The sequence below is a fragment of the Streptomyces sp. NPDC002911 genome, assembly GCF_053591835.1.
Genome location: NZ_JBSFUO010000007.1, coordinates 198932 through 215688, shown reverse-complemented (window position 1 = coordinate 215688; position 16757 = coordinate 198932). Strand labels below are relative to the sequence as shown.

Here is a 16757-nt window from a genome sequence, read left to right as displayed (position 1 = left end):
AGGCCGGACAGCCCGCGCAGGGCTTGCAGCGTGACCGCCGGGCCGGGATCTGCGGCGCCATCCTCGGCCGCCCGTTCGCCGAGGGGTGCACGTCCGCGAACAAGTCCGCGGGAAGCAGCGCACCACGGTGCTCGGCCAGGAACGCGAACACATGCTCGGCAGGGATCGACTCCCGGCAGTTCTCCCACACACCCGGCCCGACCGTCTCCCCGGCCCGTTTCCCCCCGTCACCACACCAAGGAGTCCGGGCCCCGAGATCCTCGTGAGTCTTCCAGAGGTCCCGACGTGATGCCGTGCTCAGCAGCAGCGCTGACGCTGCGTCACGCAATCGTGACATTGATCATATTGCCAATCCTTTACTTCTTCATTGCCTTCCGTGTTTCGATGGAAAGGTCAATTCCTGTTACCGACCCGCCACATCCGACGGCAGTCGTCGGCGCATGCCGGCATGACCGACAAGGATGCCTGTTCTCATGCCCGAAAACGGCCCCTTCCTGCACCTTTCCGACGCTCAGCTCGGGGTCTGGCTCGCGGAGCGCGCCGGACTCAGTCGGCCCGGCGCCTATCAGCAGGCGGAGTACCTCGTCCTGGACGGTGCCGTCGACACGGGTCTCCTGGCCGCCGCGGTCACCAGGGCCGCGGCCGACTGCGAGGCGGTCAACGTCCGCATCTCCGGGACGACGGATCTCTCGCCCGTGCCGCGGCTCCTGCCGGACAGTCACGAGCACACCACCGAGGTGGTCGACCTCCGGGGAGCGCCCGATCCGGACGCCGCCGCGCTGGAGTGGATGCAGGCCGACGTGGACGCGGCCGGGGGCATCGACGACGGACCGTTGTTCCACGGGGCCGTGCTGCGCGTCGCCGACGACCGCTCGCTGGTGTTCCACCGCATTCACCACATCGCTCTGGACGGCGCGGGCATGGCGTTGTTCGCCGAGCGCGTCGCCGAGGTCTACAGCTGTCTGCACGACGGCCGTGCCGTTCCAGGGAGCGGCTGGAGCGGACTCGGTCCCCTGGTACACGCCGAGGCCGCTTACCGGAACGCCGCCGAACACGCCGCGGACCGGGACTGGTGGCGGGACCGGCTGGACGGGCGCCCGGACTTCCTGAGCCTGGGTACGCATCCCGTCCCGGCCTCGGACCGTTCGCTGCGGGTGACCAGGGTGCTGTCCCAGGAGGAATTCGCGAGGGTGCGGACCGGTGCGCAGCGGCTCGGGCACCGCTGGACCCGGCTGCTCACCGCGGTGACCGCGTCCTGTCTGCACGCGGTGACCGGCAGCCGCGACGTCGTGCTGAGCCTGCCGGTCGCCGGCCGTCCGCCCGAACTCGCCCGGACCGTGCCCGCGATGACGGCCAACGTCCTCCCGCTGCGGCTGCACGTCGATCCTGCGGCCACCGTCGGCGGGCTTCTCGACCAGGTCGCCGAGGAACTGCGGCTGGTGCGCCGGCACCAGCGGTACCGGGGTGAGCACCTGCGGCGTGACCTGGGACACCCCGAGGACGGCCGGAGGTTCTTCGGTCCCGTGCTCAACATCCAGCGCTTCGACCGGCCGCTGCGGTTCGGCCGCGTGACGGCGACCGTCCACAATCTGCAGGCTCCGCCGTCGGAGGACCTCTCGATCGTCGCGTACGACCGCGGTGACGGCGGGCTGCGTCTCGACTTCGACGCCAACCCCGCCAATCACGGCGAGGAGTTGCTGCGCGACGTCGCCGACCGCTTCCTCCATGTGCTGTGGCAGGTAACGGAAGCGGAACGGGGCACCCCTCTGGCGCGGCTGGCGGCGACGACCGCGAGCGAACGCCGGCTCAGCGCGGCGCTGGGCACCGGCCACCGCACGTCCGCCCCGCCCACCGGTACGGCCGTCGACCGGTTCACCGAACAGGTGCGCCGCTTCCCCGACGCGTACGCGGTGCGCTCGGTCGCGACCGGTGAGCGGCTCACCTACCGCGAACTCGACACGTGCAGTACGGCACTGGCCGCCGAACTCGCGGCGGCCGGCGCGGGACCGGAGCGGACCGTCGCGCTGCTGCTCGACCGGTCGGTGGACCTGGTCGTCGCGGCGCTCGGTGTGGTGAAGGCCGGCGCGGCCTACGTCCCCCTGCAACGGGACGACGCGCTCGTCCGGCAGGAAGCCGTACTGTCCGACGCGGGAGCCCGGCTGCTGCTCACCGACGGGGGGACCGGGGGTGACCCGATCGTCGCGCGGGCGCGTGACCTCGGCGTGCGGCAGCTGGACGTGCACGCGTGTGACACCGGAGACGCCGTGCCGCCTCGGCCGCGGGTCACGGCGGAGACGCTGGCGTGCGTCATGTCGACCTCCGGGTCCACGGGGCGGCCCAAGGGGGTCGCGATCACCCAGGGCAACCTCGCCGGGCTCGCCGCCGACCGGTGGTGGGCCGAGGGCGGCACGGACCGGGTACTGCTGCACTCACCACACGCCTTCGACGCGTTCAACCTCGAACTGTGGGTGCCGTTGCTGACAGGTGGCGAGGTGGTCGTCGCCCCACCGGGGCGGCTGGACCCGGCCGGGTTGTCCCGGATCACCGCAGACACAGGTGTCACCGGCCTGTGGTTGACCGCCGGGCTGTTCAACGCGATCGCCACGGACGATCCCGCCTGCTTCGGTGGCCTGCGCCAGATCTGGACGGGCGGGGACGTCGTGTCGCCTGCGGCGGTGCGCGCCGTGCGGTCCGCGCTGCCGGAGCTGACCGTCGTCAACGGGTACGGGCCGACCGAGACCACGGTCTTCGCGACCAGGTTCGCCGTCGCCGCCGAGGACATTGGCGAGGACAACGGTTCCGTTCCCATCGGGGCTCCGCTGGACGGCAAGCGGGTGCTGCTGCTCGACGACGCGTTGCGGCCGGTACCGCCCGGTGTGGTGGGGGAGTTGTACCTCGGAGGTGCCGGCCTCTCCCGCGGCTACCTCGGCCGGGCGGCCGCGACCGCCGAGCGCTTCGTGCCCGATCCGTCCGGCCCGCCGGGCGCACGTGTCTACCGTACGGGCGACCTGGCTCGCTGGAACCGCGACGGGCGTCTGGAGTTCGTCGGACGCGCCGACGGGCAGGTCAAGCTGCGCGGCTTCCGGATCGAACCGGGGGAAGTGGACGCCGCGCTGCTGGCCGAGCCCGGGGTGCGGCAGGCCGCGACGGTCCTGCGGGAGGACCGGCCGGGAGTACGGCGGCTGGTGGCTTACGTGGCCACATCCGGTGACACGGCACCGCTGCTCGACGCGGTGGCGGACCGGCTGCCCCCGTACATGGTGCCGTCGGCCGTGGTGGAGGTGGACCGGCTGCCGCTGACCCGCAACGGCAAGCTCGACCGGGCCGCGCTGCCCGCGCCGGACACCGGGGACGCCGGCACCGGGAACGCCCCGGACACCGGAAGCCCGGACGTGGCCGGTGCTCCCCGCACTCCCGCCGAGCACCGGCTGGCCGAGCTGTTCGGCCAGGTCCTCGGGCTGGAGACCGTCCCGCTCGACAGGGACTTCTTCCAGCTCGGCGGCGACAGCATCAAGGCGATCCAGCTCGCCGGCGCGGCGCAGCGGGCCGGTCTGGCCATCACCACGCCGGACGTGTTCCGCACGCCCACCGTCTCCGCCCTGGCCGATGCCGTCGGCGTGGACGCGGGGAGGACTCCGGGGCACCGGATCGCGCTGGGTGACCCGGACGACCCCACGGTGCCCTTGACACCCATCATGCACTGGCTGCGCGAGCGCGGCGGGCCGATCGACGGCTTCGTGCAGTCCTTGACGGTGCGCACTCCGGCGGGCATGACCGAAGCGCAGGTGCGCGCGGTGGTGCAGGCGCTCGTCGACCACCACGGCATGCTGCGGCTCTCGCTGACCGTCGTGGACGGGCTGTGGGCACTGGAGGTGCTGCCCCACGCCACGGTGGAGCTGAACCACCCGGACGCGGTGCTCACCCCCGAGCGCGGGCGGACTGTGCACGCCGACTGGCGGGACGCCGGACCGGCGGAGCAGGGCGAACTCACCCTCACGGTGCACCATCTCGGCGTCGACGGCGTCTCCTGGCGCATCATTCAGGACGATCTGCGGGCCGCCTGGGAAGCCGTACGGCGGGGGCGCACCCCCCGGCTGCAACCGACCGGAACTCCCTTCCCCCAGTGGGCGAGAGCACTGGTCCAGCACGCGCATCACCCGTCCGTGCTCGAGGAGTTCCCCCGGTGGCGGGTGGCGCCCGAGGACCTCCCGGTCGCCGGCCGTGCGCCGGACGGCGCGGTGGACACCGAGGACACCCGCCTCTGGCACTCCGTCACCCTGCCCGGCCCGCTCACCGAGCGTCTGGTGACCGACGCGGCCGCGGCCTTCGACTGCTCGGTGCACGAACTGCTGCTGACCGCGTTCGCCCTGGCCGCCGCCGACTGGCGGGAGGGACCGGACACGCTCCTGGTGGACCTCGAAGGCCACGGGCGTGAGGAGTTCGCCGCCGGCCTGGACCTGTCCCGTACGGTCGGCTGGTTCACCACCCTGTTCCCTGTGGTGCTCGATCCCGGGTGCTCCTGGGCGGACGCCCGTACCGACCCGACCGCGCTGGACGGCGCGGTGGCCATGGTGCGGTCCTGCGTGCGGGACGCCTCGCGCGTGGGCCTCGCCCACGGTCTGCTGCGCCACCTCAACCCGCAGAGCGGGCCGGTGCTGGCAGCCCGTCCGTCACCGCAGTTCGCGTTCAACTACCTGGGCCGTTTCGACGTGGGCGGGAACGAGGACTGGGCGGTGCGCGCCGATGCCACGGTGGTCGGGGCGCCCACCGGGGGCGGACTGGCGATGAGTCACATCGTGGAACTGGACGCGGTGATCACCGATTCCCCGGACGGCCCCCGGCTGGTGGCGAACTGGTCCTGGCCGGGCGGACTGCTCGGCGACGCACGGGTCGCCGACCTCGCGCGGCGGTGGTTCGACGTGCTGGAGGCGCTGGCGCACCGGGCCCGCGCCCGGGCGACCGGTGAACTGCCCCTGCCCCCGCTGGCACAGGGGCTGCTGTTCCATTCCCTCTACGACCACGACGGCGCCGACCCCTACCTCGTCCAGTTCGTCTTCGAACTCGGCGGGGCGCTGGACCCCGCGGCGCTCCGCGACGCGCTCCACCGCCTGTTGCGGCGCCATCCCCAGCTGTCCGCGGGCATCCGGCAGAGCCCGTCAGGCCGTCCCGTACAGGTCGTCGTCCCCGACGCCACCGTGGAGTGGCAGGAGCTGCCCGCGCACGAGGACCTCGAACGATTCCTGGAGTCCGACCGCAGGCGGCGCTTCGACCTCGCCACCCCTCCCCTGGTCCGCGCGGCCCTGCTGCGCCGGGCCGGCGAGCGGCACACCTTCGTGCTGACCACGCACCACCTCCTGCTGGACGGCTGGTCCATGCCGATCCTGGTCAAGGAGCTGTTCGCGCTCTACGCCGGTCACGCGCTCCCGCCCGCGACGCCGTACCGCGACTTCCTCGACTGGCTGTCCACGAGGGACTCCCGTGCGGACGAGGCCGCCTGGCGCGCACTGCTGTCCTGCCTGGACGGTCCGACGCTGGTCGGCGGGCCGGGACGGCGCGGTTCGGCCGCGGCCCGGAACCGGCTCACGGCCGAGCTGGACGAGGCCACGAGCGTGCGGGTCGATGCCGTGGCGCGGCGGTACGGGCTGACCGCCAACGTCGTCGTGCAACTGGCGTGGGCGGTCCTACTGGGTGCCCTGACCGGGCGGGACGACGTGGTCTTCGGCGCGACGGTCTCCGGCCGCCCGGCGGAGCTGCCGGGCGCGGAGCACATCGTCGGCCTGCTGATCAACACCATCCCCGTGCGGGTCCGTCTCGATCCGCACCGGTCGGTCGCCGAGTCCCTCGCGGAGCTGCGCGCCCAGCAGCTGTCCCTGCTGGACCACCAGCACGCCGACCTGACGCGGCTGCAGTCGATCGCCGGACATGCCGAACTGTTCGACACGGTCGTGGTGTTCGAGAACTACCCGGTCGACGAGGACGGACTGCGCGCTCTCGTGCCCGGTCTGGAGCTCCGGGACGTGCAGGGCCGGGACGGCACGCACTACCCGCTGACGTTGATCGCCGTACCGGGCGACCGGTTGCGGCTGGATCTGGATCACAGCACAGACCTGTTCGAGGAGGATGCGGCCCGTCGTCTGCTCGACCGTCTCGGCGCGCTGCTCGACCGGATCACCGAGCGTCCCGACGCGCGGCTGGGGCAGCTCGACCTGCTGCTGCCCGACGAGCGGGAGACTCCGGCGGACACCCCGGCGGGCTCCCCGGCGGACGCCGCAGGGGAGCCCGCCTCTGGCTCCCTGCCCGCACTGTTCGAGGCGCAGGTACGCCGGCGGCCGACGGCACCGGCTCTCACCTGCGAGGACACCATGCTGTCGTACCAGGAGCTCAACGCGCGGGCGAACCGCCTGGCCCGGCTCCTCGTCGCGCGCGGGGCCGGGCCGGAACGTCTGGTGGCCCTCGTGCTGGAACGTTCCGCCGATCTGGTGGTCGCGGTGCTGGCCGTACTGAAGTCGGGGGCCGGCTATCTGCCCCTGGACCCGGCGCACCCCGAGGAGCGGATACGGCAGGTGCTGACCACCGCCGAACCCGTGCTCGTCGTGACCAGCACCCCGCTCGCGGTGCCGCACCCCCAGATCGTGCTCGACGGCACCGACCCGGCCGCCTCCCACCCGGCCGACGACCTCGGCCTGGCCGTGGACCCGCACAGCGTCGCCTACGTGATCTACACGTCCGGGTCCACCGGGGTCCCCAAAGGCGTCGTGGTGTCGCACCACAATGTCGTGCGACTGCTCACGGTGACCGACGTCCGGTTCGCTTTCGGTGATGACGACGTGCACACGTTGTTCCACTCGTACGCCTTCGACGTCTCGGTGTGGGAACTCTGGACGGCGCTGGGCCGTGGCGGCCGCCTGGTGGTCGTACCGGACGACGTCGCCAGGTCGCCACGGGAGCTGCTGGCACTGCTGTCCCGGGAGCGGGTCACCGCGCTGAGCCAGACCCCTTCGGCGTTCTACCAGCTCATGCGGGCCGAGGCGGAGGCGGAACCGGGCGGGCTGCCCGCCCTGCGGGTCGTCGTGTTCGCCGGTGAGGCGCTGGAGCTGTCACGTGTCCGCTCCTGGCACGGCCCCGGCCGTCCGAGGCTCGTCAACATGTACGGGATCACCGAGACCACCGTGCACGCGACCTACGCCGAGCTGACCGATCCGGACGAGACCGCCGGCGTCGTCGGCACCGCGCTGCCCGATCTGCGCCTGCACCTGCTGAACCACGCGCTGCGGCCGGTCCCGCCCGGCTGCCCCGGCGAGATCTACGTGGCGGGCCCCGGAGTGACACGGGGGTACCTGGAACGGCCCGGGCTCACCGCGAGCCGTTTCGTCGCCGACCCGTTCGGCGCGCCCGGGGCCCGGATGTACCGTTCCGGGGACCTCGCGCGGCGGCGGGCCGACGGCCGGCTCGAGTACCTGGGCCGCACGGACCAGCAGGTGAAGATCCGCGGCTACCGGATCGAGCCCGGGGAGATCGAGCGGGTCCTCGAACGGCACCCCGCCGTGGCGCGTGCCGTGGTGCTCGCCGACGACACGGACCCCGACGGCGGGCGACTGCTCTGCTACGCCGTGACCGCTGGGGGGACGACGCCCGCCGAGCTGCGCGAGTACGCCCGGACGGTACTGCCCGCGCACATGGTGCCCGCGTTCGTCCTGCCGGTCGACGAGATCCCGCTGACCGTCAACGGCAAGCTGGACCGCGGGGCCCTGCCGCGACCGGAGACCGCGCTGCCGGTGAGCCGCCCGCCCGCCGACGAGCGGGAACGGCTCCTGTGTGCGCTGTTCGCCGAGACGCTGGGGGTCCCCGAGGTCGGCGCGGAGGACAGTTTCTTCGATCTGGGCGGACATTCGCTGCTGGCCACCCGGCTGATCAACCGGGTGCGCGCGGAGACCGGCCGCGAGTTGAGCATCCGCACCCTGTTCGACGCGCCCGTCGTCGCCGACCTGGCGCGGCGCCTGCCGGAACCGGTGGCCGGCGCGCCGCGCGGCCGGTTCGTCGTGTCCGCGCGCCCTGAGCGCATCCCGCTCTCCCCCGCGCAGCGCAGGCTGTGGTTCTTCAGCCGCTTCGCCGGGCCCAACTCCGTCTACAACATGTCTTTCGCACTCCGGCTGACCGGTCCCCTGTCGGCCGGGCACCTGCGCGCGGCCCTCGGTGACGTGCTCGTCCGGCACGAGAGTCTGCGCACCACCGTCACCGAGTCCGACGGCGAGCCCTACCAGTGCGTCGGTTCGGCGCAGGAGTTGCCGTTCGAGGTGGTGACCGCCTCGGAGGCCGAGCTGCCCGGCCTGCTCGCCGACGCGGCCGCGCACGTCTTCGACCTCGCGACCGAACTCCCGGTCCGGGTCCTGCTCTGCGAGACGGCGCCCGAACAGCACGTCCTGCTGATCCTGCTGCACCACATCGCCGCGGACGGCTGGTCACTGGCTCCCCTGGCCCGCGACCTGTCCACCGCCTACCGGGCGCGCGTCGCGGGCGGGGCCCCGCAGTGGGCCAACCCGCTCGTGCAGTACGCCGACTACGCGCTCTGGCAGCGCGGACGCGACCTCGGCGACGAACTCGCGTACTGGACGGAAACGCTGCGCGGCGTCCCGGAGGTGCTGCCGCTGCCGACCGACCACGCCCGGCCGCCGGTGTCCGCGCACCGCGGAGAGACCGTCGAGTTCTCGCTGGACGCCGGGCTGCACACGCGGCTGACCCGGCTCGCCCGGTCCACCGGGACCAGCCTGTTCATGGTGGTGCACGCCACGATCGCGACCCTGCTGTCACGGCTCGGCGCCGGGGAGGACATCCCCGTCGGCACACCCGTGGCAGGGCGCCACGACGCGTCGCTGCACGAGACCGTGGGCTGCTTTGTCAACACGGTGGTGCTGCGTACCGACCTCAAGGGCAGCCCGATGTTCACCGAACTGCTGGAGCGCGTCCGCACCACCGACCTCGACGCCTTCGCCCACCAGGAGGTGCCGTTCGAGCAGGTGGTCGAGGCGATCAACCCGCCCCGCTCACTCTCCGCCCACCCCGTCTTCCAGGTGATGCTGGCCTTCCAGGACACTCCGTCCGCCGACTTCGACCTGCCCGGGCTGCGGGTCGAGCCGGTCGCCTCGCACGGCGGCGCCTCCCGCATGGACCTGCTGTTCAGCCTGCGTCAGCGGCACACGGACCACGGGACGGAAGCCGGTGTCGAGGGCCTGTTGGAGTACGACTCCGAACTGTTCACCCCCGCTTCAGCCCGCCTGCTGCTCGCGCGGCTGCAACGGCTGCTGCACGCGGTGGCGGCGGAACCGCACCGCCGGATCGCCGATCTCCCGGTCCTCGTCCCCGGTGAGTACGAGCAGCTGACCGTGCGATGGAACGCCACCGCCCACGACGTGCCCGACACCACCGTGGCCGACCTGTTCGCGGCACAGGCGCTCCGTACTCCCGACGCACCGGCCGTACGGCACGGGGACACCGGGCTCACCTATCGGGAGCTGTCCGCACGGGCGGACCGCATCGCGGCGGAGCTCCGCACCCGCGGGGCCGGCCCCGGCAGCCTGATCGCCCTGCAACTCCGACGGAACCCCGACCTGCCCGCCGCCCTCCTCGCGGTCCAGTCGGTGGGCGCCGCCTACCTGCCCGTCGACCCCGCGCTGCCGCCGCGGCGGATCGCGGCCCTGCTGGCGGACGCCCGCCCCCTGCTGGTGCTCCACCATGACGACGGACTCACCGTCACCGCCGGACCGGAGGAACCGGCGCCCGTGCCCGCGAACACGGCGTACGTGACGTACACCTCGGGCTCCACCGGCCGGCCGAAGGGCGTCGTCGTGCCCCACAGCGCGCTGACGAACCTGGTGCTCGCCCTGCGCGAGAGGCTGGCGGTCGGCGGGGACGACCGTGTGCTGGCCGCCGCGCCCGCGAGCTTCGACATGTCCGTGCCCGAGCTGTATATCCCGCTGGTCACCGGTGCCGCGATCGTGCTCGCCGACCAGGAAGCGCTGCGGGACCCCGACGAGCTGTCCGCCCTGCTCGACAAGCACCGGGTCACCGTGATGCAGGCGACCCCGTCGCTGTGGCAGGCACTCGCGGCCCGGCGCCCGGACCGGCTGCGGCACGTTCGCGCGGTCGTCGGCGGCGAGGCCGTACCGGCGGAACCGGCCGGGGAGCTGACCGGTCTCACCGAGTCGCTGCTGGCCTGCTACGGCCCGACCGAGACCACGGTCTGGTCCACCGCCCACCCGGTCACCGGCCGGACGACGGCGGCCACGGTGCCGCTCGGGCGTCCGCTGTGGAACACCCGGTGTTACGTGCTGGACGCCGGGCTGCGACCGGTGCCGCCGGGCGTGACCGGCGAGCTGTACGTGGCCGGGGCGGGCGTGGCCACGGGCTATCTGCACCGACCGGCGCTGACCGCGACCCGCTTCGTCCCCGATCCGTTCGGCCCGGCGGGGCAGCGGATGTACCGCACCGGCGACCTCGCGTCCTGGACCGCCGAGGGGATCCTGCGCTTCCACGGCCGGACCGACGACCAGGTGAAGATCCGCGGTCACCGCGTCGAGCCGGGTGAGATCGAGGCCGTGCTCACCCGCCACGAGGACGTCGACGCGGCCGCGGTGGCCGTGCACGACCGCGGCACCGACGACCGCAGGCTGGTCGGCTACGTCGTACCCTCGGGCGCCGACCTGCACTCGGTGGGCGCGCATCTGGCCCGGCACCTGCCGGACTACATGGTGCCCAGCCGCCTGCTCGCGCTGGACCGGCTCCCCCTCAGCGCCAACGGGAAGCTGCTGCGCGACCGGCTGCCCGAACCGGACTGGGCCGCCGCGGGCGACTCGCCACCGCCGGAGAACCTGCGCGAGCACCTGATGTGCGCACTCTTCGCCGAGGTGCTGGACGTGCCCCGGGTCGGCCCCGGTGACCACTTCTTCGAACTGGGCGGGCACTCGCTCCTGGCGGCCCGGCTGACCGACCGGGTGCGGACCGTGCTCGGACTGGAACCCACGATCCGGAACGTCTTCGAGGCGGCCACCCCCGCCGCGCTGACCCGGCTCCTGGACCGCGCACCGTCGCAGGACGCACCCGCGCACCTCGTACCCTTCCGTACCGGCGGCCCGGCGGCACCGGTGTTCTGCCTCCATCCGCTCAGCGGGATCAGCTGGCTGTACTCGGGGCTGCTGCGGCACATCGACCGCGACCACCCGGTGTACGGCATCCAGGCCGAGGGGCCCGGCGGGGTGGCGGATCTGCCCGGCACCGTGGAGGCGATGGCCGAGCGGTACCTGGAGTTGCTGCGGTCGGTCCGCCCCGGCGGCCCGTACCACCTGGTCGGCTGGTCCTTCGGCGGACTCGTGGCGCACGCGATGGCGGTGCGGCTGCGCGAACTCGGCGAGCCGGCCGGGGCCCTGTTCCTGGTGGACACGCTCACCGGCGCCGCGGCCGGACCGGAGGAGCCCGTCGACGACCGGCGCGTCCTGAGGGTGCTGCTGACGGCCGCGGGCCTCGACGACCGGCGGTTCACCGCCGCCGACCTCGACTTCGAGACCGTCTCGGCCCTGCTGCACCGCGAAGGGAGTCTGTTCGCCCGGTTCACCCCGGACGACATCGACCGTGTCATCACGGTGTCGCGCCACAACGACCAGCTCGCGCGGGCCTACCGGCCGCCGCGCTACCCGGGCGACACCACGTACATCGAGGCGGGTGCGGACGCGCCGCGCCGCGTACCGCATTACGAACTGTGGCGGCCCCACGTCGGCGGCGACCTGACGGTCGGTCACGTCGCGGCGCGCCACCACCAGGTGATGCAGCCGCAGCACGTGGACGACATCGGAGTCCAGCTCCGTGACCTGCTGAGGAGGCTGCGTTGACCGGCACCGGCACGAGCGCCGGCACCGGAGCCGGTTCCGGCTCCCTGGCCGAACTGCCCACGGGCGCACGGGTGGTGATCCGGCTGCCCAACGGCCCCCACCTGGCGGACGTCCTGCTCACCTGCTTCGACACGGGTCTCGTCGCGGTCCCGCTGCACCCGCGCGCCACCGACCGGGAGGTGACGGGCATCGCCGAGCGCGTCTCCGCGACGGCCACGGTCGACGTCCACGGCCTGCACCGCACCGGCCTGCCCGACGTGCACCGGAACACGGTCCCGGACGACCTCGCCCTCATCATGTTCACCTCGGGCTCCACCGGCCCGCAGAAAGGGGTCATGCTCAGCCGGTCGGCGGTACGGGGCAACGCCGCGAAGACCGCGGCACTGCACGGACTGGCACCGGACCGCCCGCACGGGACCTGCCTGCCGCTGTACCACTGCAACGCGCTCGTCATGTCGCTGATCGGCACCCACCTCAGCGGCGCTCCGCTGACCCTTCAGGCCGCCTTCGACCCGGCCGGCTACTTCGCCGCGCTGGACGCCGCCGGGGCCAGGACCGCCTCCATCGTGCCCGTCCTGCTGGCGGACCTGCTGGAGGCCGGGCCCGACTGGCCGGATGGCCTGGAGTATCTGATCACCGCGGCCGCCCCGCTGACCAGCGACCTCGCCCGCCGTTTCCACCGACGGTACGGTCCGCGCCTGCGGCAGGGCTACGGTCTGACCGAGGCGGTCAACTTCAGCTTCACCATGCCCCGGCTCGACGACGCCGAGTTCCGCGACCAGTACCTGGAGCACACGCCCCCGGTCGGGGCACCGCTGCCGGACACCGAACTGCGGCTGGAGTCCGGCGAGGTGTGGATCAGGACGCCGGACCTGATGACCGGTTACTGGCAGGACCGCCGCACCACCGCCGCCACGGTCACCGAGGACGGCTGGATGCGCACCGGCGACCTGGGCGAACTGCGCGACGGCCTGCTGGTGCTGCGCGGCCGCGCCGGTGAGCGTGTCAACCGGGGCGGGGAGAAGTACTACCCACTCGACGTCGAACACAGCTGGCGCCGGGCGGGCCTCACCGGCCGGTTCGCGGCGGTCGCGGTGGACGAGCCCACGCTCGGCCAGGACTTCGGGCTGGTCGCCACGGAGCAGCCGGTCGCCGCCGTACGTGACCTCTACGAGCGGACGTCGCTGCGCCCGGCGGCGGTCCAGTTCGGCGGCTTCCGGGCGACGTCCACCGGCAAGCCGCAGCGCAGGGCGATGGGCCGGGTCCTCAGCGCGCGGCGGCTGGCCCCCGCACGGTACGAACGCCTGCTGCGCTACGCCGCGGCCACCGCGCACGACCTGCTGCGCTCGGGCGCCGAGGACCCGGCCCTGCGCGCGCTGGCCGCGCAGGCCGACGACCGTCCCCGCGGAGGCGAGGAGGAGGCCGTCTTCGGCGCCTTCGACTTCCTGCGGGAGCACTGGCACGACGCGGACGACACGGAACTGTCGCCGGCCAGGGCCCGTTGGCGGCGGACGCTGCTCACCGAGTGGCCCCTGGCGATCCACACCGAACTCGCCGCGGACGTGGCGGCCCGTCACGGGTTCGACGGGCCGCCGGTGCCGTGGGGGACCGAAACCCGCTTCGGCGACGGTCCGCTGCTCGTGCTCCCGCACGGGCCGGCGGCCGACGGCCCCGTCTGGCCGCTGGGCCCGCTGCTGTCCTTTCTGGACGGCGAGGGCGGTCGGGCGGACCGCTGGGCGTGGCTGACCCGGCTGCGCCGCAGCGGATACCCGACCACGGGCTGCTCGGTGCTGCGTGCCGGGCGCCACGACCTGGGCGGCGTGCTGTGGGCACGGCGGCCCGACCCCGAATCGACCGAGCCCTGATTCCGAACCGAACGAGCACGCGGGAGCGACCGGATGAGCCACGAGACCACCCAGACGACCGGCCGTATGAAGCAGTCCCCCGACCACGAGGACGAGATCCTCGACCTCCGGCGGCACCAGGACCCCGGCCGCAACCGGCTGACCCCGGTGGTGCAACTGCCGCCGGACGTCGCCCTGACCGTGGTCGAGGCCCTCGCCGGTCTGGTCCGGTCGGCGCACCGCGAGGAGCGGGCGCACCCCACGCCGGCCGGCCGTCTCAAGCAGGCGCAGGAGTTCGAGGAAGGGGACGTCTACATGCTGGAGCCCCCCTTCGAGGGGTACTTCGCCGACCGCTACCTGATGGACTTCTACGACACCACCGAACGCGGCATCTGCTCGCGCATGCACCTGCACACCGGGCTGCGGTTCGTCCGCATGATGACCGGCCCGGAGACCACGATCCGGGTCTCCAGCCTGTCCCCGGTCACCGTGCGTTCCGCGGCGCCGGGCTGGACCGGGTCGCTGGACACCTTCACCGACGTACTGCCCGACACACCCGCCGGGGTGCACCGGGACCGGCACAACGTGATCGTGCCGCCGAACTCCTGGGTCGACATGCAGATACCGCGCGGCGTCTCGCACCAGTTCAACGCGGTGGGCCCGCACGCGGTGATCGACTCGGTGCACCCGGAGGAGTCCATCGAGACCCTGCGGGAGGAGATGTCCGGGTACCGGATGATGGCGCAGACCATTTTCCTCGCCAGGGACAAGAGCCCGGCCGGCACCTGCGCCGACATCACCGCACCGGACGACAGCACGCCCCGTTGACCATGCCGCGCGCCGACTCACGGTCGTCTCTCTTCCGCGTCAGCGGTACGCCCGGCGCTTCCTGGCCCGAGGCGGTCGCCCGGTGCAGCCTGTACCGACGTGTCCCGCCGGCGCGACCGCGTGATGCGGCTCCGAGCAGTGACCGAGGGAGACCGGTACCGGCATGGCGCCGCTTCCCACCTGACTCGTCCGGCGTCCGAGCCGCGCGAGCCTCACGACAACCACGGAGTGGAACAGCATGTCGAATCCCTTCGACGACCCGAACGGCACGTTTCTCGTCCTGGTGAACGAGGAGAACCAGCATGCACTCTGGCCCGAGTTCGTACTGGTGCCCGATGGGTGGCGCGTGGCACATCCAGCCGGTTCCCGGGACGCCTGTCTTTCCTTCATCGAGGAGAACTGGACGGACATGCGCCCCGCGAGCCTGGCCCGTGCCATGGACAGGCCGGATGCCGTGCAGTAAGTGGACGACCAGGCCGAGTCCGTTCCAGGACCCGACGCGGGCCACAGCCCGGGCCGGGCTGCGGCTTTTCGCGTGAGCGGGGACAATCGGCGCGTGGACGCCTCAGCCTCTCCCGCAGCCGCCGCCCCGGACCCGGCACCCGTACCCGGCCCCGGGCTCGGGCCGGCCCCCGCTCCCGTCTCCCGGCTCCGTCGGCTCGCAGGTCCCCTCGGGGTCATGGCCGGCGTCGGCGGAGCCTTCGGCTACGTCGCCGCGGTCGACCCCAACGAGGCCGGGCACTACCCGGTCTGCCCCATGCTCCGGTTCACCGGACTGCTCTGCCCCGGATGCGGCGGGCTGCGCAGCGCCCACGCCTTCGCCCACGGAGATGTCGCCACCGCGCTCGGCTCCAACGCGCTGGCCGTCGTCGGCTTCGCCGTGTTCGCCGTGGTCTGGCTGCTCTGGACGGTCCGCGCGAGCCGGGGCAGGCCCCTGCGGATCGGTGTCGCGCCCGTCTACTGGTGGGGCATCGGCGCGGTGCTGCTGGTGTTCTCCGTGGTCAGGAACCTGCCCGTCGGCTCGGCGCTGGCGCCGTGAATGACCAGGTACTGGGACGCGAGGACGCCGGATGCGAGCCATGAGCCCTCCTGCGGATACCATCGAAAGGGTTGATCCTGTACCTGTTACCGCTTCGGAAGGGGGCCGCTCGCGTGAGTGTGCTCGACGAGATCATTGACGGCGTTCGCGCCGACCTCGCGGAGCGGCAGGCGCGCGTCAGCCTCGACGAGCTCAAGGAACGCGCCGCGCGCGCTCCCCAGGCCAAGGACGGAGTCGCCGCCCTGCGCGGCGAGGGTGTGACCGTCATCTGCGAGGTCAAGCGTTCCAGCCCCTCCAAGGGGGCCCTTGCCGCCATCGCCGACCCGGCCGCGCTCGCCGCGGACTACGAGGCCGGCGGGGCATCCGTCATCTCGGTCCTCACCGAGGAGCGCCGCTTCGGCGGCTCGCTCGCCGACCTGGAGGCCGTCCGCGCCAAGGTCGCCATCCCGGTCCTGCGCAAGGACTTCATCGTCACCTCGTACCAGCTGTGGGAGGCCCGGGCCTACGGCGCCGACCTCGTGCTGCTGATCGTCGCCGCCCTCGACCAGGAAGCCCTGGTCTCGCTGATCGAGCGCGCCGAGTCGATCGGCCTCACGCCGCTCGTCGAGGCGCACGACGAGGAGGAGGCGGAGCGTGCCGTGGACGCCGGGGCGAAGATCATCGGTGTCAACGCGCGCAACCTCAAGGACCTCAAGGTCGACCGTTCCACCTTCGAACGCGTCGCCCCCGAGATCCCCGGCCACATCGTCAAGGTCGCCGAGTCCGGCGTCCGAGGCCCGCACGACCTCATCGCCTACGCCAACGCCGGCGCGGACGCGGTGCTCGTCGGTGAGTCCCTGGTCACCGGCCGCGCCCCCCGGGCCGCCGTCGCCGACCTGGTCGCCGCCGGTGCCCACCCCGCGCTCCGGCACGGACGGGGCTGACACCCGCCCCATGACCGCCGACCGTCCCGCGTCCCGCATACGGCCGGGCCTGCGTCCCGCCGGGGCCGTGGCCGTCCGGGACCCGCACGCGCCGCTGGCGCGCGGCTGCCGCCCCCGCGGCTGCCGCGCCCCCGCCCGGCGTGTGCGGGGGCGGCGCGTGCGCTACGTGATCGGCGACGAGCCGGGACAGGTCAACGGCATGCGATGGCGCACGGGGTCCGCGCCGTAGCGAGCCCCGCGCGTC

7 protein-coding genes are annotated in these 16757 nt (G+C 73.2%); all 7 read left to right on the top strand.

From position 1 onward, the window contains the following. Positions 1-473: 473 nt before the first annotated feature. Complete coding sequence (locus ACWD04_RS13930; RefSeq protein ID WP_451131473.1) at positions 474-11879, top strand: amino acid adenylation domain-containing protein; 11406 nt, start codon at positions 474-476, stop codon at positions 11877-11879. Further along, entirely contained in the window at positions 11876-13744 is a 1869-nt protein-coding gene (locus tag ACWD04_RS13925) for a class I adenylate-forming enzyme family protein (RefSeq protein WP_451131471.1), read from the top strand. Before ACWD04_RS13930 ends, ACWD04_RS13925 begins: the two co-directional genes overlap by 4 nt. 33 nt (positions 13745-13777) lie before the next feature. Then, positions 13778-14551: a hypothetical protein gene (locus ACWD04_RS13920; protein ID WP_451131469.1), complete on the top strand. Its 774-nt coding sequence runs from the start codon at positions 13778-13780 to the stop codon at positions 14549-14551. A 238-nt stretch (positions 14552-14789) separates the two neighbouring features. After that, the gene (locus ACWD04_RS13915) at positions 14790-15014 is read left to right on the top strand and encodes an MbtH family protein (RefSeq protein ID WP_451131467.1); all 225 of its coding nucleotides are present in this window, start codon (positions 14790-14792) and stop codon (positions 15012-15014) included. Positions 15015-15107: 93 nt separating this feature from the next. Further along, positions 15108-15590 (top strand): DUF2752 domain-containing protein, encoded by a 483-nt coding sequence (locus ACWD04_RS13910; RefSeq protein WP_451131465.1) that lies wholly within the window; start codon positions 15108-15110, stop codon positions 15588-15590. 113 nt (positions 15591-15703) lie between these two features. After that, complete coding sequence (gene trpC, locus ACWD04_RS13905; RefSeq protein ID WP_451131463.1) at positions 15704-16513, top strand: indole-3-glycerol phosphate synthase TrpC; 810 nt, start codon at positions 15704-15706, stop codon at positions 16511-16513. A 10-nt stretch (positions 16514-16523) separates the two neighbouring features. Next, positions 16524-16742, top strand: coding sequence for a tryptophan biosynthesis modulator TrpM (trpM, locus tag ACWD04_RS13900; protein ID WP_451131461.1), 219 nt, complete (start codon positions 16524-16526; stop codon positions 16740-16742). Positions 16743-16757: the final 15 nt, after the last annotated feature.